This is a genomic window from Novosphingobium sp. FG90, assembly GCF_057808725.1.
This window is the reverse complement of the sequence record NZ_JBMDIO010000012.1, coordinates 99,837-124,137: the sequence shown is the minus strand read 5'-3', so window position 1 is coordinate 124,137 and position 24,301 is coordinate 99,837. Positions and strand designations below refer to the sequence as shown.

General features: G+C 65.8%; 20 protein-coding genes. 12 read left to right on the top strand and 8 right to left on the bottom strand.

The features are described from left to right. Positions 1–97: 97 nt before the first annotated feature. The 5 genes from ACODRZ_RS13200 to ACODRZ_RS13180 all read left to right on the top strand — a co-directional run bounded on the left by ACODRZ_RS13200 (position 98) and on the right by ACODRZ_RS13180 (position 7,533). Positions 98–1,021: a LysR family transcriptional regulator gene (locus ACODRZ_RS13200; protein ID WP_488970633.1), complete on the top strand. Its 924-nt coding sequence runs from the start codon at positions 98–100 to the stop codon at positions 1,019–1,021. Between the two features lie 138 nt (positions 1,022–1,159). Further along, positions 1,160–2,488: an MFS transporter gene (locus tag ACODRZ_RS13195; RefSeq protein WP_488970634.1), complete on the top strand. Its 1,329-nt coding sequence runs from the start codon at positions 1,160–1,162 to the stop codon at positions 2,486–2,488. 10 nt (positions 2,489–2,498) lie between these two features. Continuing rightward, positions 2,499–3,683, top strand: coding sequence for a benzoate/H(+) symporter BenE family transporter (locus ACODRZ_RS13190; protein WP_488970635.1), 1,185 nt, complete (start codon positions 2,499–2,501; stop codon positions 3,681–3,683). A 41-nt stretch (positions 3,684–3,724) separates the two neighbouring features. After that, positions 3,725–5,164, top strand: a complete 1,440-nt coding sequence (locus ACODRZ_RS13185) for an alginate export family protein (RefSeq protein ID WP_488970636.1) — start codon at positions 3,725–3,727, stop codon at positions 5,162–5,164. 122 nt (positions 5,165–5,286) lie between these two features. After that, complete coding sequence (locus ACODRZ_RS13180; RefSeq protein ID WP_488970637.1) at positions 5,287–7,533, top strand: FdhF/YdeP family oxidoreductase; 2,247 nt, start codon at positions 5,287–5,289, stop codon at positions 7,531–7,533. Positions 7,534–7,630: 97 nt separating this feature from the next. Here the strand turns inward: ACODRZ_RS13180 and ACODRZ_RS13175 are convergent, their stop codons facing one another. Together ACODRZ_RS13175 and ACODRZ_RS13170 are read right to left on the bottom strand one after the other, a co-directional pair. Next, positions 7,631–8,410 (bottom strand): hypothetical protein, encoded by a 780-nt coding sequence (locus tag ACODRZ_RS13175; protein WP_488970638.1) that lies wholly within the window; start codon positions 8,408–8,410, stop codon positions 7,631–7,633. A gap of 109 nt (positions 8,411–8,519) precedes the next feature. Further along, positions 8,520–9,764, bottom strand: coding sequence for a S8 family serine peptidase (locus ACODRZ_RS13170; protein ID WP_488970639.1), 1,245 nt, complete (start codon positions 9,762–9,764; stop codon positions 8,520–8,522). An 86-nt stretch (positions 9,765–9,850) separates the two neighbouring features. On the opposite strand from ACODRZ_RS13170, the gene ACODRZ_RS13165 reads away from it, so the two are divergent. Together ACODRZ_RS13165 and ACODRZ_RS13160 are read left to right on the top strand one after the other, a co-directional pair. Beyond that, on the top strand, positions 9,851–10,360 hold the full coding sequence (locus tag ACODRZ_RS13165) for an RNA polymerase sigma factor (RefSeq protein ID WP_488970640.1): 510 nt from the start codon (positions 9,851–9,853) through the stop codon (positions 10,358–10,360). Next, a complete protein-coding gene (locus tag ACODRZ_RS13160; protein ID WP_488970641.1) occupies positions 10,357–11,145 on the top strand; it encodes a transcriptional regulator in 789 nt (262 codons plus the stop codon). Before ACODRZ_RS13165 ends, ACODRZ_RS13160 begins: the two co-directional genes overlap by 4 nt. A 195-nt stretch (positions 11,146–11,340) precedes the next feature. Here the strand turns inward: ACODRZ_RS13160 and ACODRZ_RS13155 are convergent, their stop codons facing one another. The 4 genes from ACODRZ_RS13155 to ACODRZ_RS13140 form a co-directional block, all read right to left on the bottom strand. After that, positions 11,341–12,111, bottom strand: coding sequence for an SDR family NAD(P)-dependent oxidoreductase (locus ACODRZ_RS13155; RefSeq protein WP_488970642.1), 771 nt, complete (start codon positions 12,109–12,111; stop codon positions 11,341–11,343). After that, the gene (locus ACODRZ_RS13150) at positions 12,108–12,500 is read right to left on the bottom strand and encodes a hypothetical protein (protein WP_488970643.1); all 393 of its coding nucleotides are present in this window, start codon (positions 12,498–12,500) and stop codon (positions 12,108–12,110) included. The genes ACODRZ_RS13155 and ACODRZ_RS13150 overlap by 4 nt, the downstream gene beginning before the upstream one ends. 6 nt (positions 12,501–12,506) lie before the next feature. Continuing rightward, the gene (locus ACODRZ_RS13145) at positions 12,507–14,447 is read right to left on the bottom strand and encodes a linalool dehydratase/isomerase domain-containing protein (RefSeq protein ID WP_488970644.1); all 1,941 of its coding nucleotides are present in this window, start codon (positions 14,445–14,447) and stop codon (positions 12,507–12,509) included. A 186-nt stretch (positions 14,448–14,633) separates the two neighbouring features. Then, positions 14,634–16,955: a TonB-dependent receptor gene (locus tag ACODRZ_RS13140; protein ID WP_488970645.1), complete on the bottom strand. Its 2,322-nt coding sequence runs from the start codon at positions 16,953–16,955 to the stop codon at positions 14,634–14,636. Positions 16,956–17,230: 275 nt separating this feature from the next. On the opposite strand from ACODRZ_RS13140, the gene ACODRZ_RS13135 reads away from it, so the two are divergent. From ACODRZ_RS13135 to ACODRZ_RS13115, 5 genes are all read left to right on the top strand, one after another. Next, positions 17,231–17,977, top strand: coding sequence for a GntR family transcriptional regulator (locus ACODRZ_RS13135; protein ID WP_488970646.1), 747 nt, complete (start codon positions 17,231–17,233; stop codon positions 17,975–17,977). A gap of 261 nt (positions 17,978–18,238) precedes the next feature. After that, positions 18,239–18,571, top strand: a complete 333-nt coding sequence (locus ACODRZ_RS13130; RefSeq protein ID WP_488970647.1) for an EthD family reductase — start codon at positions 18,239–18,241, stop codon at positions 18,569–18,571. A 1-nt stretch (position 18,572) separates the two neighbouring features. After that, positions 18,573–19,781, top strand: coding sequence for an Rv3169 family protein (locus ACODRZ_RS13125; protein ID WP_488970648.1), 1,209 nt, complete (start codon positions 18,573–18,575; stop codon positions 19,779–19,781). A 6-nt stretch (positions 19,782–19,787) separates the two neighbouring features. Beyond that, positions 19,788–20,771, top strand: a complete 984-nt coding sequence (locus ACODRZ_RS13120; protein WP_488970649.1) for a phosphotransferase family protein — start codon at positions 19,788–19,790, stop codon at positions 20,769–20,771. Positions 20,772–20,979: 208 nt separating this feature from the next. After that, complete coding sequence (locus ACODRZ_RS13115) at positions 20,980–21,969, top strand: phosphatase PAP2 family protein (RefSeq protein WP_488986208.1); 990 nt, start codon at positions 20,980–20,982, stop codon at positions 21,967–21,969. A gap of 223 nt (positions 21,970–22,192) precedes the next feature. On the opposite strand, the gene ACODRZ_RS13110 is transcribed toward ACODRZ_RS13115, so the two are convergent. Together ACODRZ_RS13110 and ACODRZ_RS13105 are read right to left on the bottom strand one after the other, a co-directional pair. Beyond that, complete coding sequence (locus ACODRZ_RS13110; protein WP_488970651.1) at positions 22,193–22,588, bottom strand: acyl-CoA carboxylase biotin carboxyl carrier protein subunit; 396 nt, start codon at positions 22,586–22,588, stop codon at positions 22,193–22,195. A gap of 4 nt (positions 22,589–22,592) precedes the next feature. Further along, positions 22,593–24,299 carry a pyruvate, phosphate dikinase gene (locus tag ACODRZ_RS13105; RefSeq protein WP_488970652.1) on the bottom strand — a complete coding sequence of 569 codons (1,707 nt, stop codon included), beginning with the start codon at positions 24,297–24,299 and terminating at the stop codon, positions 22,593–22,595. Positions 24,300–24,301 lie beyond the last annotated feature (2 nt).

Genomic DNA, 24,301 nt, shown 5'->3' with positions numbered 1-24,301 from the left:
CCTTGCCGGGCGTTCAAAGATCAATGCGGTCAAGCCTGCATACCTGTTAGGTATAATGAAGCTGATACGGCGTTCCGAGGAGGTTTTAAGTCTCGTGATGGACATGCGCCTTTTGCGCTACTTCGTGGCGGTGGCGGACGAAGGCAACTTCAACCGGGCCGCCGAACGGTTGCACATCGCCCAGCCACCGCTGTCGCGCGCGATCCAGCAGCTGGAGGCTCATGTCGGCGCCCCGCTGCTCGACCGGTCGAGCCGCCCCCTGCGCCTGACCGCCGTGGGTCGGCTGCTTCATGCGCAGGCCCTGCAGATGCTGGCACGGATGGAAGACGTGGAAACCATGGTGAAGGCGGCCGCGACCAGTCGCCGCCGCCGTCTGGTCATCGGCTTCGTCGCCTCCACCATCTATGCCCGCCTGCCCGAACTGATCCGTGAATTTCGCAAGGTGGCGCAGAACGTCGAACTGGTCATGGTCGAAGCGACGACACTCGACCAGATCGCCGCGCTGAAGGACGGACGCATCGACGTCGGCTTCGGCCGGATCCGCTTCGAGGATCCGGCCGTGCGCCGCATCATCCTGCGCAACGAGAAGCTCATCGCCGCCTTCCCGATGGATCACCCGCTGGCGAACAGCGATGAACCGATCTCGCTGCGGGAACTCGCCGATGAACCGCAGATCCTGTACCCGCGCGCACCCCGCCCCAGCTATGCCGACCAGGTGATCTCGCTCTTTCGCGACCAGTCGATCGAGCCGCGCGTGGTCCACGAAGCGCGCGAACTGCAGATCGCCATCGGCCTCGTCGCCGCCGAGGAGGGCATAGCGATCGTACCGGAATCGGTGCGCCGCGCGCGCAGCCACGACGTCGCCTTCCGCGAACTGGTGGAACCCGCGACCTCGCCCATCATCATGAGCCACCGCCCCGGCGACCGCTCGCCCGAACTGGCGCTCATGGCGGCCGTCATCGCGCGCAAGTATGCGCAATGGGGCTACGACGTACCCACCGCGCTGACCGAGGAACTCTGACAGCCGAAGCCGATGGGAGGGCTGCGTCCCTGATACCTATCGCGTATATGCAAACGACTTAATTGGTATTTGTTGAAAATCGACAGGTCATTCACTTTCCCGGCAAATCACACAACGTGAAACGGGAGAGGAATCGATATGCAAGGTATCGATGTAAGTCGACTTGTCGATGAAGCCAGATTTGGAAATATTCACCTCAAGATTATCATTGCCTGCGCCATTCTTCTCATAGTCGATGGCTACGATGTTTTCATTTATGGCGTCGTTCTCCCTCAGTTAATGGAGCAGTGGCATCTTACCGCGCCGCAAGCCGGTTCCCTGGCAAGCTGGGCGCTGTTCGGCATGATGTCCGGCGCGCTTCTGTTCGGGCCTCTGGGTGACCGGATCGGCCGCAAGAAGTGCATCACCATCTGCTTCACCCTGTTCAGCGCCGCGACCTTCCTCAACGGTTTCGTGACGACGCCCACGATGTTCGGCGTCCTGCGCTTTGCCGCAGGACTGGGCTGCGGCGGCCTGATGCCGAACGCGGTCGCGCTGACCAACGAATATGCGCCTAGGCGGATGCGCAGCACCCTCGTCGCGCTGATGTTCAGTGGCTACGCGGTCGGCGGCATGGCAGCAGCCGGGCTCGGCATCTGGCTTCTGCCTCTGTTCGGCTGGCAGGCGATGTTCCTTGCCGCAGCGGTTCCGCTCGTCCTTCTTCCCCTTGTCCTGCGCGGCCTGCCGGAATCGGTCGGCTTCCTCATCCGCAAGGGTGAACACGACAAGGCCCGCGCAATCCTGCAGCGCCTCTCGCCCGAAGCGGCGACCGGCGGTGCCCTGGTCTATCAGGAGGCGACTTCGGAGAAGGCCTCCGTCGGCGAACTTTTCCGCAGTGGCCGCACGCTTGGCACGCTCTCGATGTGGCTGTGCTTCTTCTGCTGCCTGCTGATGGTCTACGCCCTCGGCTCGTGGCTGCCCCAGTTGATGCGCAGTGCCGGCTACAGCCTCGGCTCCAGCCTGTCGTTCCTGCTCGCCCTCAATTTCGGCGGCATGTTCGGGGCGATCTCGGGCGGGCGTCTGGCCGACAGGTTCGGATTACCTCGCGTGGTGATGGCCTACTTCGCGCTGGGAGCCCTGTGCATCGCCCTGCTCGGCCTCAACAGCGTCATGCCCGTGCTCTACCTGCTGATCTTCATCGCCGGAGCGGGCACGACCGGTACGCAGATCCTGCTCTACGCCAGCGTCGCGGAGTTCTACAGCCTGCCCGTCCGCTCCACCGGCCTCGGCTGGGCATCGGGAATGGGCCGCGTAGGTGCGATCGTCGGCCCGATGCTGGGCGGCCTGCTGCTTGCCGCGCAGTTGCCGATGGCGCTGAACTTCATCGCCTTCGCCATCCCCGGCCTCGTCTCGGTCATGGCGACCGCCCTCTACATGGTGAGCCGCCGGCAGCAGCGCACCCAGGAAGCCTACGCCTTCGCGGCGTGAACGGATAATCATGGTCGCCAAGCAGACATCGTGGATCCCGGCGATAATCGCCGGGATCATCGCCACCACCATCTCCTACGCGGGGCCGCTGGTGATCGTCTTCCAGGCCGCGCAGAGCCTGGAGCCGGCAATCGTCGCCTCGTGGATCTGGGCGATCTCGATCGGCAGCGGTGTCCTCGGCATCGTGATGAGCTGGCGCTGGCGGGTTCCCATCGTGGTGGCCTGGTCGGCACCCGGGTCCGCGCTGCTGGTGACCATGCTTCCGCAAACCGACTTCGCGACGGCGGTGGGGGCCTATATCGTCGCGAACCTCGCGGTGCTGGTCGTCGGCGCATCGGGCGCGTTCGACCGGCTGATGAAGCGCCTGCCCGCCGCGATCACCGCCGCCATGCTGGCCGGCATCCTGTTCCGCTTCGTGATCGACATGGTCGGGGCCGTGCCTTCCGCGCCGCTGATGGTGATCGCGATGATCGTCGCTTTCTTCGCCGGGCGCGTGCTCGCCCCGCGCTATGCGGTCGTCGCGGTGCTCGTGACAGGCGTTGTCCTGACGTTCATCGAAGGCGGCCTCACCGGCTCGATCGGCGCGCCGCACCTGACCCTGCCGGTCTGGACGACCCCGCACTTCGACTGGGCGGCAACCGCCAGCATCGCGCTGCCACTGGCCGTCGTAGCGCTGACCGGCCAGTTCCTGCCCGGCATCGCGGTATTGCGCGCCGCCGGATACGAAGAGCCCGCTGCCCGCCCGATCGTCTCGGCAAGCGCCATCGGCTCGATCCTGCTTGCACCGTTCGGCTGCCACGGGCTCAACCTCGCGGCATTCACTGCTGCGATCTGCCTCGGCCCTGACGCCCACCCCGACCCGGCCAGGCGCTATGTCGCCGGGATCGCCGGCGGTGTCACCTACCTCGTCTTCGGAGCCTTCGCGGCGACGGTGCTCGCCCTCTTCGCCACTCTGCCCAAGACACTGATCGCGGCGCTGGCGGGACTTGCGCTGTTCCCGGTCGTCTCCGGATCGCTCAGCACGGCCTTGCGTGCCGAGGACGGTCGTGATGGCGCCCTCGTCACCTTTGCGGTGAGCGCGTCGGGGATGACGCTCGCGGGTCTTGGCTCCGCCTTCTGGGGGCTGGTCTTCGGACTGGCCGTCCACCTGCTTCAGACCCTTGCATCCAGACGGGCGCGAGTGGCGGCGGCCTGACCGCCCCCTTCAACGACAAACGATAAAACGGGAGAATACCGATGTTTCAGATCATGGCGCACGCCCTGACCGCTGCGGCTGCACAGGCCCCCGTCGTCGCGCTCCCCGCAGAGGCGCCGCGCGAGGACACACCTGCGACGGTCGAAGCCGCCGCACCCGAAACGCCCAACCGTCCCAAGGCACCCAAGCCCGCCTTCAAGCCGATCAATCACGACGAGGACTACTCAAGCTTCCGCGCGGTGCGCGACGCCAACCTCTGGACCCGCCTCAAGTACATCCCCATCGCCGGCGACACTTACGCCACCCTGGGCGGCGAACTGCGCCTGCGCCCGGAACTGCGTATCGGCGAGCGCTGGGGACGCGGCCCGCAGGACGACGACGGCAACTTCCAGCAGCGCACCCGCGTCTGGGGCGACCTTCAGGTCGAAGGCGTGCTGCGCGCCTTCGTCGATCTGGAGCACGCCACCAGCACTGGGCTTGATTCCGTCGTCGCGCCGATCGAGGAAGGCCGCCTGGACTTCAACCAGGCTTTCGTCGAGGCGCATGTGCCGGTCGGCCCGGCCAGGATCACCGCGCGCCTCGGCCGCCAGGAGATCGGCATCGGCAACCAGACCGTCTTCGACATGCGCGAGGGTGCCAATACCCGCCGCTCGCTAGACCTGCTGCGCGTCATGGGATCCATGGGCAAGTGGGACGGCGGCTTCCTGACCGGCCACGCCGTGCTCGAAAAGCTCGGCACGTTCGATGACAGGACCAACCACGACTACGACCTGACCGGGTTCCACGCCGGGCGCACCTTCGGCGCCGGCAACCGGACCGGCCGTGCCGAGATGCTGTTCGTATCGTCCGATCGCGCAAGCCTCGCCTTCGACAGCGAAGCCGCCGCGCGCGACCAGCGCCGCACCCTTTCGCTTCGTTATGCCGGAAAGGCCGACGCCTGGAGCATGGACATCGAGGGCATCCGCCAGTGGGGCTCGTTCGGCAATCTCGACATCGACGCCTATTATGTCACCGGCACCGTCGCCTATGGCTGGCAAGGCGGATGGAAGCCCAAGCTGGCGCTGCGAGTCGACGTCGGCTCGGGCGATCGCAATCCGAACGACGGCAAGATCGGCACTTATGGCCCGCTGTTCCCCAAACCGCTGACCTATAACGGTGATCTCGGCCCGCATAACCTGACGATCTTCCAGCCGCAGCTGACGTTGCAGCCGTCGACCAAGCTGACCCTCGACTTCTCGGTAGCCGGACTGTGGCGCACCTCGATCCACGACGGTGTCTACTCGCTCGGCGGCGCGGTCCTGCGCCGGGGGGACGAGACCGACTCCCGCTTCTTCGGCAAGCGCGCGACGGCGGCGGGCCGCTATGCGCTCAACCCCTTCACGACGCTGGGATTCTATACTATCTACGGTGACGTCTCGGAAAAGTTCAAGCCGGGCCGCGACTTGTTCTATGCTGCGGCCTATCTGACCTTCCGGCTCTGAACGCTCTCCCGTCCGCTGCGCAGCATGCAACCAAGTCCGCTCACAAGGCATATTGTTGTGATGTCGGATTTTCCGGCGCGAAGTGCTAACCCGTTCGCGCCACCTGCTGCGAGACGAAAGCCATGAGCGAGACACGCGAACCCGAAGCACGCCCTGAAGGCATCAGCGACTACACGGGACCGGCGGGAGGATGGGGCGCGCTGCGTGCCGTCGCCCGCACCGTGCGCGAACAGATGAAGGCGAGCCCCGACACCCGCGCACTCCTCCAGATGAATCAGCCCGACGGGTTCGACTGCCCCGGCTGCGCCTGGCCCGACCCCCGGCACACGTCCTCGTTCGAATTCTGCGAGAACGGGGCTAAGGCAGTCACCTGGGAAGCGACCGTCAAGCGCGTCGACCCCGAGTTCTTCGCCCGCCACACCGCGAGCGAACTGTGGTCCTGGAGCGATCACCAGCTCGAGGACGCGGGCCGTCTTACCGAACCGCTGCGCTACGATGCCCGGACCGACCACTTCGTCCCCATTACCTGGGCAGAGGCATTTGCGCGCGCCGGTGCGTCGATGCAGGCCCTCGCCCATGCCGATCAGGCGGAGTTCTACTGCTCAGGCCGCGCCTCGAACGAGGCCGCCTTCCTCTACCAGCTCTTCGCCCGCGAGTTCGGGACCAACAACTTCCCCGACTGCTCCAACATGTGCCACGAGGCGACCAGCACCGGGCTGCCCAAGTCGATCGGCATCGGCAAGGGCACGGTGACGCTGGAGGACTTCGACAAGGCCGATGCGATCTTCTGCATCGGCCACAATCCCGGCACCAACCACCCCCGCATGCTCGGCACGCTGGCTGCGGCTTCGAAGCGCGGCGTGCCCATCGTCGTCGCCAACCCCATGCGCGAACGCGGCCTCGAACGCTTCAAGTCGCCGCAGCACCCCACCGAGATGCTCTCACCGCACTCGACCCCGCTCGCCTCGGCCTATCATCAGGTCCGGATCGGTGGCGACATGGCGATGCTCAAGGGCATGATGAAGCTGGTGGTGGAAGCCGACGCCCTCGACCATGCCTTCATCGCGCAGCACACCGAAGGACTGCAGGCCCTCAAGGCCGATCTCGACGACACCAGCTGGGGCTGGATCGAGGTCGCCTCGGGCCTCACCCGCGACGCGATCGAGAGCATGGCGCAAGTCTACATGAACGCCGAGCGCGTGATCATCTGCTACGGAATGGGCATCACCCAGCACAAGCACGGCACGCAGAACGTGCAGGCGATCGCCAACCTGCTTTTGCTGCGCGGCATGTTCGGCAAGCCCGGCGCCGGCATCTGTCCCCTGCGCGGCCACAGCAACGTGCAGGGCGACCGCACCGTCGGCATCACCGAACTGCCCGCCGAGGACATGCTCCAGCGCCTCGACGCAGCCTTCGGCATCGCTTCTCCCCGCCATCACGGCCACAATGCCGTGGAGGCGCTCGCCGCCATGCGGGCCGGGCATTCAAGGGCGCTGATCTCGCTCGGCGGCAACCTGGCCGTCGCCATGCCCGACCCCGAAGCCTGCTTCGCGGCGGTGCGCGGGCTGGACCTTTCGGTCAACATCCTCACCAAGTTCAACCGCACCTGCCTGCTCACCGCGAAGGAAACGCTGGTGCTCCCCTGCCTCGGCCGCACCGAACTGGACGTGCAGGAAGCCGGGCCGCAATGGGTCACCGTCGAAGACAGCATGTCGATGGTCCACGCCTCGCGCGGGAAGCTCAAGGCACCCGGGCCAGAAGTCCGCTCCGAGCCTGCGATCGTGGCCGGGCTCGCGCAGGCTTCCATGCCCCATACCCGGGTCGACTGGGCGGCGCTCGTCGCCGACTACGACCGCATCCGCGACGGGATCGAGGCCGTTTACCCCGACTTCCGCGACTTCAACCGCCGCGTGCGCGAGCCCGGCGGCTTCCGCCTCACCATCGGTCCCTCCACGCGCACCTGGAAGACCCCGAGCGGCAAGGCGCAATTCATCGCCCATCCCCACGTCGAAGAACAGGCCGAGCGCCCGATGCTGCTCACCACCATCCGCAGCCACGACCAGTACAACACCACGATCTACAGCCTCGACGACCGCTATCGCGGCGTCACCGGCCGCCGCGACGTGATCTTCGCCAACGAAGTGGACCTCGCCATGCTGGGCCTGGCCGAAGGTGACAAGGTGGACGTCACCACCCCGGCCGGGCGTACAATGAAGGGCTTCACGCTGGTTCGCCATGCCATCGCGCGCGGCTCCCTGGCTGCGTACTATCCCGAGGCCAACTGCCTCGTCCCGTTGGAGGATTACGATCCCGCCAGCGGCACTCCGGCCTACAAGTCGATCCCGGTAACCCTGCGCGCGGCAGCCTGACCGCAGGCATGAGAACGCCCCCGGGAGCGAGTGGGCTCTCCCGGGGGCGCAAGCCGCCGCGTCATCGGTGGGGGGTGGAAGCGACGCGGCGGAACCTTTACTGATCGCGGCTGGTGCTTGCACCCAAGCTGACCGAGCCATTGGCACCGCTCTTCGAAGCCGAACCGTTGCCCGAGCCGCTGACGTTCGCGCTACGCTTGCCGGCCTGCGCATTCGCCGAACCGTTGCCCGAACCCGACGCCGAGCCATCCGCAGCGCTGGACGCTGCGTCGCGGGCCTGACTGCCGACAGCCTGCGCCTTCTCGGTCGCCGCCGAGCGGGCGGCCTGCGCGGTTCCGGTCGCAGTGCCGGCGACCTGCGAGGTCACGCCCGAGGCATCCGGCAGGCTTCCCGACCCGGCGAGATTCCCCGCTCCGGAGGCCGAGCCGTTCGCACCCGATCCGCTAAGCGATCCGGTCAAAGCACCGGTTGCCGAACCCGTACCGGTTGCCGAGCCGCTACCCGCGGTCGAGCGGGCAGAGTCGACGAGGCCGCCTGCCTGCGAGCGGGCACCGTCTACAGCACCGGTCACCGCCGAAGTGTCGGGTGCGGAAACCGAGGGCTTGCTCACCGACTTCTTGGCACGGCCGCTGGCATTGCCCGAAGCACGCGACGAAACGCTGCGGCTTGCACGCGAGGCGCTGATGTCGCCCGCGCCGCTCATGGTTCCGTCAATCGAACTGCCGACCCCGCCGATGGTGCCGCCTAGCGATCCGCCGAGGCCACCGCCGAGCGATCCGCCAAGGCCGCCGCCGCCAAGCAACTGGGCGTTGGCCACGCCAGGCGCGGCGATAAGGGCAAGGGTCGCGATCGCAGTCGTGAATGAGAGCTTGTTCATGGGTTTGCTCCTTCCTTCTTGTCGTTGGCCCCGTCAGGGTGTCTGGTGGAAGGAACGGATGGCCATTTCGCTTTCATCCATCGCGGATGAAAATTTTTCGAAATTTCTTCTAAAGCCCGGACCGACAGATGTTGCACAGGACGCCGCGCCCGGTCCGGCGCTGCCCTTTGATGGCTTCGGAATCCACCGCCTGCATGGCCTCGCCCATGCCTGCGGCCAGTTCCCGCCGCGCCGCGATGCGTGATGCGACAAGCGGCGCGGCATAGGAGGTCCCGCGCAGCGATTGGCGACCCTTGCCCGGCACCAGTGCCGACATGTCGGCTCCCGGCGCTGCATAGTCGAGGTGCGTAGCCCGCCCTGCCTCGATCAGCACGCGGCCCGATCCGTCCACCCCGGTCACCGCGATCACTCCGGGATAGGAGGCCGGATAGGCCGCAGGCGCCGCCGCGCCGTCGTTGCCGACAGCCGCCACGACGGTCATCCCTCTCGCCTGCGCGGAGGCGACCGCCCGCGCCAGCAACGGGTTCGACGGCCCGACCAGGCTGATCGATACCACGGGTACGCGCTGGATCTGCATCCACCCCAGCGCCTTTGCGATGGCAAGGGCATTGCCGCCCGCCGGATCCGCTCCGTAGACGTCCGCGCCATATATCCGCGCGGTCCCGGCCCCGGTCAGCAGCGAGGCGATCGCGCTTGCATGGTCGCTGGCTTTCGGCGCCCCCGCTGCAAAGCCGCGCTGCGCGGCAAGACGCGCTGATCCTGCAATGCCGCCGTCGATCACCCCCACCGTACCCCCGCGCGGAAGCGCAGCCGAAGCCGCCTTGCCGCCCTTGGCCGCAGAGGCGCCCGAAGGAAAATGCAACTGGTCGGCGCTGATCTCCCGCCCGGGCAAAACCTTGCGCAGGCCCTCTATCGCCTTGGCCAAAGCGGCACCTGAAGGCACTGCAAGACGCGCAAAGGGCACATCAAGCCCTTCGAGCGTTCCCTGCTCCATCACACTGTAGCCCTGCCTCCGTGCCATATCGAGCGCCGCCGCATCGGGGTCGAGCATCAGCACTTCCCCGCGCACGGCAGGCTGGCGCTGCTCGTCCCACTCCACCCGGTCCCCATGTTCCGCGACCAGCCGTGCAAGGCGCTGAACCCGCTCCCGCGCAAGGGAACGCACATTATCGACCACCCGGCCCACCGGCTCGACAACCGGCCGGGCAACGTCGTCGATCGCATCGCGCACGCGCCCCACCGCCCCCGGAAGATCAACCGGCAGCCCGCCGCCGAGCTGCGCTTCGACCGGCACCGAAGGCGCGGCGAGAAGCATGGCTCCCAAGGCAGCGGAAAGAGCTGTGCGGTGTCTCATCATTCCATCCGATAGCAAAAATTTCGTGGCATTCAGGGATGAAACGCGGCAGTCGGTCCGTTTCATCCTGCGGACAAGACATTTCGATGAACGCATCGACGAGCCAAGACCGTTTCTGCGAGGAACTCACCGCCCTGCTGCCGCGCCTGCGGCGCTTCGCGCGGGGTCTCGCGCGTGATGCGGCCGACGCCGACGACTTGTGCCAGCAGACGGTCGAGCGCGCGCTCAAATCCCGCCAGTCGTGGCAGGACGGCACGCGCCTCGACGCTTGGGTTTACAGGATCATGCGCAACCAGTGGATCGACGAAGTACGGGCCAGGACGCGACGCTCGCAGACCTTCACCCGCGAAGAGGAAGGCGCCAACGTGGGCGCGCCGGGCGATCCCGATGCCGAGAACCTGGTCGAACTCGGCAACGTCGGCCGCGCTCTGGCGCGCCTTCCCGAGGAGCAGCGCGAAGCCGTGGTGCTCGTGCTGGTCGAGGGCTTCTCCTACAAGGAAGCCGCTGAAATCATCGGCGTGCCCCAGGGCACGCTTACCTCGCGCCTGGGCCGTGGGCGCGAGGCGTTGTTGCGCGAACTGGGAGAAATCGCATGACCGTGAGCGAAGAGGAATTCGCCGCCTATGTCGATGGCGAACTCACCGGCGTCGACGCGCAGCGGGTGTCGGACGCGATTGCCGGCGACCCCGTCCTTGCATCGCGACTGGAGGCGCAGCAGCGCCTGCGCACCCTGCTGCGCGGCCATCTCGATCCGGTCGCGACGGAGCCGGTGCCGGAAAGCCTGACGCTGATGATCGCCGCCGCTGCAGCGGAGAACATCGAAGGCGACATGACAGACGCGAAACCGCAGGAACCGGCCCGCATTCTCGATTTTGCCGCTGCCCGCGCACGTCGGGACGAGCAGGCCCGCGCCGCCCGGCCCCGTAGCCTGACCTTGCCCCGCTGGTGGGGCACGGGAGCCGCGATCGCCGCCTCGCTCGTCCTTGGCCTGTTTTTCGGGATGCGCGTTGGGGACGACGGCGCCGGTGTCACATCCAGCGGCGCCCTCGTCGCATCCGGCATGCTGGCCAGGAGCCTCGACGAAAAGCTCGCCTCTGCCAACACGCCAGGCAAACTGCGCATCCTGACCAGTTTCCGCAAGAACGATGGCGCCTACTGCCGCGTCTACGATGCCGGAGCCAGTTCGGGCATCGCCTGCAAGGATGACCAGGGCTGGGTTCTGCAGCGCACCATCGCGAATGGAACAGCCGAGCGCGGTGAATACCGGCAAGCCGGATCGGCCGCCGGGGAACTCATGGCCGCAGCGCAGGGCATGACCTCGGGCGAACCGCTGGATGCCGCGCAGGAAAGGGCCGCGCGGGACGCCCGCTGGGGCAAGTAGGCGGCCGAAGCACCCTCGTGCGACCTTCTTGTTCTTCACGTCGTACCGACGACATGCCTCGGCGCTTCATGCATCGACACTTCTCTTGGCGGTGGATCGGATGCCAGAGGCGGCGGCAAGTGTCGCCTGCTCAGCGCCTCGCCAATGAAGCCCAGCGACCACCCGATTTATGCGCACCTAACCGAGGTCTTGCCTTCATGCCATATAGCCACCGCAATTGGCGTGAATGACCTGTCCTGTGATCACCGAGGCGCGCGATGAACCCAGGAACAGGAATACCTCGGCGATCTCTTCCGGCCGCGCAAGGCGTCCCAGTGGCAATGCCGAGGTGACGGCTGCGACAGCGCCGGTGGTGTCGGTCTCCATCAGCTCCCTGACCGTTTCCGTCAGCGTCGGCCCGGCGGAGACCGCGTTGACGCGCACCGCGGGCGCCGCCTCGATCGCCAGCGCGCGGGTCAGGCCCTCGATCGCGCATTTCGATGCGCCGTAGACGGCAAGCCCCGGCGTCGGGAAGCGGGCGGCGGTGGAGGACATGTTGACGATCGCCCCGCTGCGCTTGCGCAGTTCGGGCAAGGCGGCACGGCACATCGCGAAAGTCGCGCCCAGATTGCTGGCGAGGGTGCGGGCATAGTCCTCATCGCCGGTTTGCTCCACCAGCGCCGTCGGATACCAGCCGGCGACATTGGCCAGCAGATCGAGCCCGCCGAGTTCCCGAGCCGCAGCGATCGCGCGATAAGCGAGCTGCGCATCGGCGGCATCGCCCGCCACCGCACGGCAGTTCACGCCATGCGCCGCCCCGATGCGCCGCGCGGCATCTTTCAGCCGATCCTCGTCACGCGCCACCATCACCACGTCGGCGCCGCGCGCGGCAAGCGCCTCTGTCAGCACCGCGCCGATCCCTCGCGACGCGCCGGTCACCAGGGCTACCCGGCCCGCGAATTCCTGATCCTTGAGTTCGGGGGTCATGACTGCGCCGATACACGCTCGTTGCGGATCACCCTGCCGCTCTCGTCGAGGACCATGCGTAGCGCATAGCGCTCACCGGGCCTGCCGCAGTCTTCGCTGTAGATCACCCGCTCACCGCGCATCGCCGAATAGGCCTGGTCGCCGAGCCGATAGAGATGCGTCCCGTGCTGCGTATAGATCCAGGTGCCGCCCGCCATGAGTTCGACCGCCACGAGCACGCCGACCACCGCGCGCACCCTGGGCCGCGCCAGCCACGCGCGCATGCGGCTCAGCAGGGTGTCGGGATCGTCGAATTCACCCGGCGGCACGATGCCCAGGAACACCGCCCAGCGCCGCAGGACCGCCATCATGTGAGCGAACAGCAAAGCAGCAAGGATGCAGCAGGACATGGCGCGTCAGCTTACCGGAACGAGGTGCAGTTCGCTACGCATATCGAGGTCGAACGCCAGCGACGCCTTGCCGTCCGGCCCTGCCTGCACCTCTTCTCCGGTCTGCACCACGCGGTAGCGCCCGCCCGGCACCAGCCGAGCAAAGCCGAGATCAACGCGCTTCGGCGCCTCGCCCGCCCGCAGCACCAGCGAAAGGTCACGCCCGTCGCTCACCGCACGGGTAACGACCGTCTCGGGGTAGCGCGCCTCGGCCAACAGCAGACCGGTCTTCCACGCTTCCGGCAGCCCCTTGGTCACCATGTCGCGCACGGTATTGCGGCGGGTCCAGGTGAGCGCATCGGCCATACCGGGGTTGTACTGCGCATCGATGCTCCGCCGGGTGGCCTCGACGATCTCCTCGTCGCCCATCTCCAGCGCGGCCCACAGCACCATCGTCAGCGGGTTCAGCTCTGGCCACTGCGCGAACGAGAAGTTCGCGGGCTTGCGCGTGTCCCAGCCGAGCGGCAGCAGCTTGAAGTCCAGCGTGCCGTCGGGCCGGCGGGCGATGAAGTCCTGCTTGAGCACCTGCCACAGCCGCTCGGCCTGATCGGGCGCGTGCGGGGTGAGGAAGCGGATTCCCCATGTCTCGCCGAACAGGCCCGAAAGGCTGGGCACGGTGAAGCCGAAGGGGGACGAGGTGCAGACCTTGATGCGGCCGTCGGCCATCATCATTTCCTCGGTCATCGTCTGCTCGAAGCGGTCGCCGACCCGGCCGGTCATGTCGGTGCCGTGGCGGGCATCGTGCAGCGCCAGCGCGGTATGGCCGACGAGGTTGCACATCGAATAGATCCAGCGTGGTTCGCACGGGAACCAGCCGATGTCATAGCGGCGGAAGTTCTTCACCACTTCTTCCATCAGCGTTTCATGGCTGTAGCGGAACGCGGTCTTCTCGTCCCAGCGGAAGGACAGAGTGTCCTGTCCTGCGAAGGGCGAAGTGCCGCTGGCGGTTTCGAACAGGCCCAGCGACACGCCCATGAAGCCCGACAGCATGATGTTGTCGGTGGCGACGGGGTTCTTCTCGATCTTCAGGTTCCCCCACAGGCTTTCCCAGAACCAGTAGTTCCACGTCTTGCGGTCCACATGCTTGCGGATCAGGTTTTCCTGCGCGGTGTTGAGATAGCCATGGAACGCCGGAAGCTGCGTGTACTGCCCGAAGGCGAGGTTCCAGGACATCGTGCAGATCTGGTAGCGCAGCGCTCCGTCCTGCCAGGTGTCGCCGGTCGAGAAACCGGTCCAGCTGTCGACCGGCTGCAGCGCGAGGTCGAGCATCCGGCGATATTCGCCGACCTGCCCCTCGGGCATCTCCGGTCCAGCCTCTACCGGAACGTCGCGCAGGATAGGCTGCGCCTTGGCCAGCACGCGGTTGAGCTCCTCCCCTCGCGCCTGTTGCCGCACGAAATGTCGCTGCCGCTTCAGGGCCATGCCGATGAACAGCGCCAGCACGCCAAGCGGCAGCGCGTATTCGACGAAAGTGACCCCCTCGCGCCCCTGGATCCACGCGGCCGACAGCAACCCGGTGCCGATCAGCACGCCAGGGGGTGCGATGATCGGTCCTCGCGCCCACCAGATGAACAGGATGACCGCGAACGCCGCAATGGAAACGAGTGCGCCGATTACCCCGACGATGCCACCGGCATAGAGGAACCCGCCGCCCGGGAAGATCAGGCCGAGCCCGAAGGCCTTCCACTGCGCGCTCATGCCCAGCACCACGGGCAGCACCGCCAGTGCGAACACCACCGCCAGGCCAAGGTAGAAGCGCCGCAGTCGGCGCGCCGTCAACGGGCCGTGCGCGCGGGTCCGCTCGGGGATCAGCGGTATCCTCGATACGATCAAGTGCGGGGCTCCGGGAGCACTACCGGTCTGGGCCGGATACCCCGTGTGCGGCTGGTCGTAAGGCTGGGTCGCCATCCTGCTCTCCATATCAGCGCATCGCCTGGTCCGGCTGCCGGACTCTGTACGAATCGCCTAGCATTATCGTAATACGATCTTGACGGTTTGGAAAATGCCGACCGGGCATATTCGATGCAGCACCGCCCCGCTCCAAAAAGTCCCCGTGGCCTCCCTCGTCGAGACCACGGGGCAACGGAGAGAGGGTCAGTAGCGCCAGCCAAGCTGGATACCGTAAGTCCTCGGCATGCCCGTGAAACGCGCGATCGAGGCCAGGTTGTCCTGAATGTTGGTCCAGTAGAACGTGTTGGTCACATTGCGCACCCAGGCACCGATACGGATCTTGTCATCATGCAGTTTCACACCGGCGCGCAGATCGAGAACCGCATATTCCTTGATGTTGAAACGGCTGTCGCGGTCCACGAATTCGGTGTTGCGGTTGGCCAGCGCGCTGGTCGTCTGGCTGTTGTAAGTGACCGAGGCACCGACGTAGGCATTGGCGCTGCCCACCGCCCAGTCGTACTCCGCGTCGCCGATCGCGGTGATCGCCGGGGCGTAAGGGAACTTCTGACCCGCAAAATTGTGAAGTTCGCCAAGCGCATCGTAACCGGTGAACTCGGTGATCTTGGTATCGATGTAAGTCAGGCCGGCGCTGAGGCGCAGACCGTCGACGGGCCGCACGTCGATCTGGGTCTCGAAGCCGTAGACGCGGCTCTTGGGGATCTGCACCAGGCCATCGAGCGTGCCGAATACCGGGTCGGGCTTGCGGCCGCGCAACTGCTTGTCCTTGTAATCGTAATAGAACGCAGCGGCGGAAATCTCGACGAGGCCGTTGCCGAACGGTGCCTTGACGCCGGCTTCATAAGCCGTGACCGATTCCTGCTTCACCGGGGTATACCCGGTATAGCTGGCGACCGAGGCGGTCGGGAAACTGCCCGACTTGTAGCCGCGGCTGACGCGCGCATAGAGCAGCATGTCGCTGTCGGTCTTGTAGTTGACGCCGACGTTCCAAGAAACGTTATCTTCGTTGAGCTGGTCGAAGTCGGCGGGATCGAATATCACCGGGAAGGTGGGCGTGAAGGTCAGGCATCCACCCGGCTGGACATTGGTGCCGAAGATCGCATTCCACCACGTCGCCGTCCCGCCGCCGTAGTCGTTGGTGCAGCCTTCGAAGCTGCGCTTCGTGTTCGTGTAGCGCGCACCGCCGATCAGCGTCACGTTGGGCGTCAGCTCGAACTCCACATTGCCAAACACGGCATAGGACTTCACGTTCTGGCGTGAATAATTGAATGTCAGCTCACCGTGCGGCGCGCCGGGGATCATGTAGAGCGGATTGGCCGAAGGGCCTTCGCTGAAGTTGTAGAACAACCGGTCGAACGTGCGGGAGCGGTTGTAATTGCCGCCGACGATGACGTTGAGCGCGCCATAACGCCCGGACAGGCGCAGCTCCTGCGCGAAGTCCTTGATGTAACCGGTCGTGTTCGTATCGACCGAGAACATGGTCGCGCCGTCGAAGTCCTGAACCGAGTCCGTCTTGTAATCCGAATAGGCGGTCACCGAAGTGAGGGTCAGGTGATCGTCGAGGTCGAGATCCGCGCGGGCGCTCAGCTGCCAGAACCGGTCATCGCGCTTGGGACGGCGCCCGAAGATGCCATAGCCCCAGTCGGCGGCGCGGGCCTTGTCCGGCGCACGCGGATAATCGCGGAAGGCGGCCGCCTGCGGGCTGCCGCAGGTGCCTGCGGTGGATTCCGCGCACGTATCCTCGACAAGCTGGGCGGCCTGGGTATCGCCCTTGTCGATCCAGCCGTTAGCGTTGAGCAGCAGGCGGAAATTGCTGGTGGGCTCGATCTCCACCTGGAAGCGACCCTGCAGCTGGCGCTTGCGACCCAGACTGTCGTCGCGGGTGTAGCTGTACTGCCAGTCGTCACTGTGCACGCCGCGCACGGCAAGGCGCGCCTTGACGCCGTCCGTGATCGGACCGCTGAGGAAGGCGGTGCCGTCGATCTCGTTGAACCGGCCGTAGCTGAGGTCGACGCCGGCCTCGAATACGTCCGTCGGCTTGTTGACCACATAGTTGATCGCGCCGCCCGTCGTGTTCTGGCCGAACAGCGTACCCTGCGGGCCTTTCAGCACCTCGACGCGCTGGATGTCGAACGCGGCACCGCGCGTGGTGGCGCTGAACGGCAGCGCGACTTCATCGGTATAGACCGCCACGGTGGGCGCGGCCGACAGCGTGGTCTCGTAGAAACCGATGCCACGCAAGGTATAGACCGGCGTATTGAACGGCGAGGGCTGGACCGTCAGGCCCGGCACGATCTTGCCAAGGTCCGTGGGCGAATTGATGCCCCTTTCCATCAGCGCTTCGCCCGACTGCGCCGTGATCGAAAGGCCGACGTCGTTGATGGACTGTTCGCGCTTGTTGGCGGTCACGATGATCTCGTTCACCGAGGCTGGTGCGGGGGCCGTGTTGGTATTCCCCGCGTCCTGAGCCCATGCGGCGGTTGCGGTGGCCAGGAGCGAGAGCGACACCGCTCCCAATCCTGTCGACCTCAGCCACGTCGACCCGGTCGCAATCCGATTGCCTGTCGCCATTTCAGTTTCCTCCCTCCTTGGAGCCACGAGGCGGGAAATTTGCTTCCTTCCGTCCTTCGTGCCGTCGAGGTATTGCCCTCCCATCACCATCTGTCAATATCGTTCGACGATTTCGTGATATGAGAATGGACGATCATTTTGTATTGACGATGGACGAATGCCGTTCCGACCGGTAGTGGAAGGAACTGCGATTGACACGAGGCTACAGGAAAATGGCTACGCGGCTGAAGGACATGGCAGACGAAACGACCCTCGACATGGCGCCCGACGCACTCAAGCCCGACGCGATCAGGGCAGATGCCGGGAGCGCTGCGGACAAGGTTTCCGAAGCCATCATCCGCGGCATCCGTGCGGGCGTCTTCGTGCCCGGCCAGCACCTCGTCGAGCCGGACCTGACGCAGCGGCTGGGGATCAGCCGGGGCTCTCTGCGCGAAGCGCTCAAGCACCTTGCGGCGGACGGCATCGTCACGCTCAACCGCTATCGCGGCGCCTATATCGCCACGCTGGACCGCAAGGCCGTGCTAGACCTGCTGCAGACGCTGGAGCCCCTCGCCTGCCTCGCCGCGCGACTCGCGGCCGAGCATTGCGACACGGATGATAAGCGCCGCCAGATCGTCGAGGCGGCGAACGCCATCGACGAGGCCAACCGCAACCACAACCGCGCGCTCTATCTGGAGCAGCGCCGCCAGTTCTATTCGGTGCTCGTCGCGATCGGCGGCAACGGAGAGCTTGAGCGCGCGATGCCGCTCACCCGCACCGACCTGTTCCGCGCCCAGATCGAATCGATCCAGTCGGAAAAGCAGCGCGTGCGCCATGCCTCGGGCTACAGCAAGATTGCCAAGGCCGTGGCCGAGAACGCCGTCAGCGCCGCCGACCGCGCCGTCCAGCGCCACTTCGCCGGCACCCGCAGCACGATCGAGGAACTGCCCGCATCGGCCTTCGCCAGCTTCGCGTCCTGATTTCACCTTCCGTTATTGCAAGCGCAGCGAAGCAATCCAGGGCATCTCAAACCGCCCGGGATTGCTTCGCTGCGCTCGCAATGACGAGATGCGGGGGTTCGGGGCTTCGAGCAGCGCAACCTCAGCAGTGTCGGAAAGCCTGCACTACCTCCGCTCACCCTGAGCTTGTCGAAGGGTCCAAGCGCAACACGATTTTCTATAGACTAAATCGTCAGACGATTTAAACAGATCAGCGGGACAGGAACAGAAGGGCGAAGCGCGATGATTCGCATTCTCGCGGTCTATCCGAACGACGCTGGCAGCCGTTTCGACGGTAACTATTACCGACACCATCACACGCCTTTCGCGCACCGCCTGCTGGCGCCGTTCGGACTGGACAGCGTGCGCACGGTGCTGGGCGAAGCCGCGCTAGACGGCGCTTCTCCGGCCTACTGGGCCGTCTCGGAAATGCTGTTCACCACCCGCGCCGCCTTCGACGAGGCCATGGCGCAATGCGGCGCGGCGCTGTTCGCCGATCTTCCCAACTACACCACCGTCACCCCCGTCCTGCAGGTCGGCACGCTGGCGGAAGAAGACATCAAAGAGGGAGCCTGAAATGAATTCGACACTGCTGAACACGCCGGTGCGCTACGTGCGCAATGCGATGGAAGACATCGGCATGATCACGGCGCTCGACGAGCATCTCAACCACCAGATCGTCGATACGTTCGCCTCGGTCAGCACCTCCGAACAGAGCTGGACCGAGAAGATCTGGACCGCGATCGTGCGCAAGGACGGCACCATGGGCGTCGATTTCGGGCTCGGCCGCTACCACAACCGCGGCGTTCTCGACGGCTGGGCCGCGATCTCGCGCGGGAGCGAGCAGTGGACCGTGCGCGCCAACCGCGAGTTGCGCGACGACCCGCTCGTCACCGAAGCCGGGCCGCTCTCCTACGAGATCATCGAGCCGCTGCGTCAGGTGCGCTTCGCCTGCGCCGCCAACGACCAGCAGCCGATCGCCTACGACATCACCTTCACCTCGGAAATGCCGCCGTTCTTCGAGGACCGCCACAAGCAGCGCGAGAAGGACGGCTTCCGCATCGGCTCCGACGTCGTGCGCTACCACCAGATCGGCACCCCCTCGGGCTGGATCGAGGTCGAGGGCGAGCGCATCGAGATCAACCCCGAGGAATGGACCCAGTACCGCGACCACTCCTGGGGCACCCGCCTCGATGTCGGCGCGCACAATGCCGACGTGCGCCCCACTTCCGACTTCGGCGACGTGAAGTTCGGCCAGGGCGAGTTCGTGCTGATCTGGAGCCCGTTCATGCTCGTCTCGCCCAGCGGCGAGAAGGTCGCCTATCACATGTACTTCCAGTCGAAGCAGGGGCGGATTTTCTACTCATCCGGCTACCGCAACAACCCGGACGGCACGCAGGAGAAGATCGCCCGCGTGCGCCCCGAACTGCGCTTCGACGACCGCACCCGGCGCCTGCTCGGCGGCCGCCTCCACTTCGACATGCTGCAGGGCGGATCGCACACCATCGAGGTGGAAGTGGTGGGCACTTCGGGCGTTCACCTCGGCCCCGGCCTCTATCTCGGCTTCGACGGGCGCAAGCACGGTTCGTGGCACGGCCCGCTGACGGTCGAGGGCGAAAAGTTCGACGACACGCTCGACCGCAAGACGCTGGAACGCATCCGCCAGCTGCGCGATTGCCCGATCAAGGTGACCGAGGGCGACTGGACCGGCTACGGCATCATGGAAACCATCATCCACGGCGCGCATCCCGAACTCGGGCTGACCGCCGAAAACTCGCTGGTCTGAGCCGCCATGGCGCGCGATACCGACAAGCTGGCAGCCGGGCTTCGCGCCTGGCTGCCTCGCGGAAACCGGGTGACGGGGGTGAAGACCCTTTCCGCCGGCCACTCCAACGAGACTTATCTGGTCGAGGGGATCGACGAAATCCTGCGCATGCCCCCGTCCGAGGAGGGCCTGTTGCCGCCTTACGACATGGTGCGCCAGCACGCGGTGCTCAGCGCCGTGTCCAAGGCCGCGCCGGGGGTGCCCCTACCCCCGGTGCTGGAGCTGTGCGACGATCCGCAGGTGCTGGGCGACCCGTTCTTCCTGATGGGCCGCATCGAGGGCGAGGCGTTCGAATATGCCGTGCCCGACTGGCTTGCCGCCGATCCGGTCGAGGGCGCCGACAGCGTCTGCCGCCAGTGGTTCGACGCGATCCTGGCGCTGCATAGGATGCCGGTATCGGCGATGCCGCCGGGTGGCCGCACCGTGCTGGAGGAAGCGCAGCACTGGCTGGACGTGGCGCGCGGCGCCGACTCCACGCCCGGCCTGGTCGCGGTGCTGGAGGATCTGGTGGCCCGCCCGCCGCGCACTTCCGGCCCGCCCACGCCGGTCCACGGCGACCCCAAGCACGGCAACTGCATGTGGCACCGGGGCCGCATCACCGGCCTGCTCGACTGGGAGATGGCGCAAGTCTCCGAGCCGCTGCTGGACCTCGGCTACGTGCTGATGTTCCATGATCAGGGCGAGGCTTCGCTGGCCAACGCCGGGTTCGAACTGCCCGGCTGGTGGTCCGCCGGGCGCATGGTCGAGGAGTGGGAGAAGGGCACCGGCCGCACCGCGGTGGATGTCGATCGTTATGCGGTGCTGGGTCAGGCCAAGGTGGCGGCGATCATCTCGGTGGGCGCGTTCCTGTTCGAGACCGGCCGCATCGCCGACCCGCGCTTCAAGGCCTTCGCCGCGCTAATCCCTTCCTATGTGGCGCTGCTGGAGAAACGGGCGATGGTCGCGGGGTGAGGTTGCGCCTCACCCCGGGGGGCGTTGGGTTGGAAGACTGCCAATGACGAAATGCGAAACACCCTCCAGTATGGGAGGAAGAAGGCTGTCCGCTTTTAGAGGACGGCTGACATCCTTCGACGCCCCACCCTGACTTGCAAACGACAGTATTTTAGATCGGTAATCTCGCTTATAGCTTTGTTAACCAATGTCGACCACAGATGGCGGCATGGCGCGCAAATCCATGTTAAAGCCCTCGCCTCCGCTCGGCATGCATATAGTCGACGCTATTCCGATTTTATCGATTGCGACTTTCCTTATCGTCGCAACCATAGGGGGATGGTTCTATGGTTTTACATTTGCGGCATATGCTCTTCGAACCGTCTTGCTGTGCGCCTCGGGTCTTTGGTTAGCAGGCCTAACCTTACGCTGGATGTCTCCCCAAACGCATACGACCGCTCGGGTAGCCGAAAGCTTTGCTTTGATCGTCATCACATCGCTCGTAGCGTTAGTGGCATCATCCGTTCTAGCGGCTAGCTCAAGCCCGCTGATCGACAAGCAACTTCAATTCTTAGATGAAATTATTTTCATATCAATTCCCTGGCCGGATTTCATCGCATTTCTTAAGCAACATGCTTGGCTTCAGCGCTGCATGTCATTCATATACACTTCGATGAATTGGCAACCCATACTTCTTTTAATTATGGTTTTTATCTTCGACCGCACCGATGTAGCCAGAAAATTTACAGCAGCATGGGCTATATCTCTTATTATCTGCATTATCCCCCTCTACTTTTTCGCAGCAGATGGGCCGTACCTTCACTATGGCATATATAACGGGCCAAAATTTGGCATGCTCGTAAGTCTGCCATTCGATTTTCCAAAGGTTCTTCACGCAATACGTGATGCTCGACACCTTGTAATTACTGAGGGGACGATCAGTGGACTTGTATCAATGCCCAGCTTTCATGCGTGCTCAGCAACTATTTTAGCCTGGGCATTTTCTGCATGGAAAACCCTTCGGTGGCCAATGATCGCTTTGAATGCAGCGATGGCTATTTCAGCTATTCCGATCGGAGGGCACTACTATGTCGATATTGTGGCCGGTTGCATCGCAGCAGTTGTAGCAATAGCTTTCGTTGAGTCATTAAGCCGCATTGGTGAGCCGCATATCTCGGCAACTGAGCAACCAATTCTTGGGCTCGCGGCGCCTGCGTAAGGGCCTGCCATGAGGCGCTTGCGGATGGTCCGCTTTCCTACACACGGCGCCATCCGATACTCTGCGCACCATGCCCACCAACGCGCCAAGGTTACACCACAAGGTGACACATCACCCTCACAAGGTGACACATCTCGCGTCAAAAGTGTCACCTTACGCTCGCAAGGTGACACTTTTTCCCCTGGACCGTGTAAACCGTGTAAACCTGCGTCACCTTGCAGCCCTAGGCCGCCGCGATCTCCACCAGGTCGGCGCCGTATTCGACGAGGTCGTTGGCCGCTGCGCGCACAGCGCTGACCACGCCGGCGGCGGTGCTGATCACCTCGGTCTTGCGGCCCAGCACGTCGAGGCGGGCGAGCACGTCGCCGACCTGCACCGCGTCTCCGGCCGCGCAGCACGGCTCGAACAGGCCGAGGTGCGGCGCCTGCACGGCGCCTGCGATCGTGGCCGAAGTGACGGCCTGCGCCGCGCCCGCCTCCAGCGCCAGCAGCGGGTTCGCGCCGCCCTCCGGCCGGGCAAGAAACAGCGACCAGTCGGCCGAGCGGAAATACAAGTCCTTCAGCGGCGATCGCTCGAACTGCAACAGCATCGCGCGGATATCGTGAATGGGAGAGGTCATCGGCTCAATCCTCCAGCGCGACCAGAAGGGCCGGCAGCACCGGCTCGGTTATCATGCGCGTAATCCCCGCCCGCCGGGCGATGCGCGCGATCTCGGCATTGGCAAGGCCGCTGCCGCGCGCCGCGGCATGGCCCGCCAGCGCGCTCGCCAGCTGTTCGTGGGTGCCTTCGGCCAGCAGCAGGTCGACGTCCACCGCATCTGCGGCGACGCCGTCCGCCGGGCGCAGCACTTCGATCGGGCAACGCTCGCGCGCCCAGCCGATCAGGCGGGAGAGGCGCTCGTCCTCGTCTTCGCGCGGTACTTGCGTTGCGAGAGCGCCGGCGAAGACCTTGCCGCTGGCGCCATCCACGGTGACCACCTGCCCCGCCAGCGCCAGGGCGCCGCTGCCGGTGCCGACCACGCAAGGGCGCCCCAGCGCCCGGCTGACGACGGCGGCATGGGAGGTGGAGCCGCCCTGCTCTGTCACGACGGCGCGCGCGGCGATCATGCCGTGGACATCGTCGGGGCTGGTGGTGGCGCGCACCAGGATCACCGCTTCCCCGGCGGCGGCGCGGCGTTCGGCCTCGTCGGAATCGGCCACCAGTACGCCGGTGGCGACGCCGGGGCAGGCGCCCTCGCCTTGCGCCACCACCTGTGCGCCCTCGGCGGCGTGGGGGGCGAGGCGCGGCAGCAGCAGCGTGGACACCTGCTCGGCGCTGACGCGGGAGAGCGCAGTGGCGGCGTCGATCCGCCCCTCGCCGACCATGTCCACCGCGATCCGCACCGCCGCCTCCGGCGCGCGCTTGGCGGAGCGGGATTGCAGCAGATACAGCCTGCCCGACTGCACGGTGAACTCGATATCCTGCACATCGCCGTTCTCACGCTCCAGCATGTCGCTGGCGGCAAGCAGCGCGGCGTGCGCCTGCGGCACATGCGCCTGCATCGCACCCAGCGAGAGCGGGGTGAACTTGCCCGAAACCACGTCCTCGCCCTGCGCGCGCGGCAGGTATTCGCCATAAGGTGCGGGGTCGCCCTGCAGCGGGTTGCGGCTGAACAGGACGCCGGTGCCGCTCATGTCATCGAGGTTGCCGAAGACCATCGCCTGCACCGTCACCGCCGTACCCATGTCGTGCGGGATGCCGTTGTGGTCGCGGTAACGCCGGGCGCGGCGGGTGTTCCAGCTGTCGAACACCGCCCGCACCGCGCCGAGCAACTGGTCATGCACTGCCCCCGGCACATCGCCGATCGCCGCGCGCCACTGCGCCGGGCTTTCGCCCGCTTCCAGCTCGACCGGCTGCTTGAGCACGATCGCGCTGTAGAGTTCGAGGAACCGCCGATGCGTATCGCGGGCGAAGGCGGGCAGGCCCGTCTCCGCCGCCAGCGCCGCCTCGCCGTCATCGTCGATGCCGAGGTTGAGCACGGTGTCCATCATCCCCGGCATCGAGATCGCCGCGCCCGAGCGGATCGAGAGCAGCAGCCGCTTGTCGCCCGCGCCGAAACTGCGCCCGGTGCGCTCTTGCAGCCAGTCCAGCCCGGCGGCGATCTCCGCCTCCAGCCCCTCGGGCATTTCGCCGCGCTCCAGATAGGCGAGGCAGGCCTTTGTCGTAATGACGAAGGCGGGCGGCACGTCGAGGCCGAGCGCGGCCATGCGCGCCACCGACCATGCCTTGCCGCCGATCAGCGCGCGGTCGGGCAGATCGGCCCCGTCGAGCAGGAGAGTCCAGTCGGCCATCG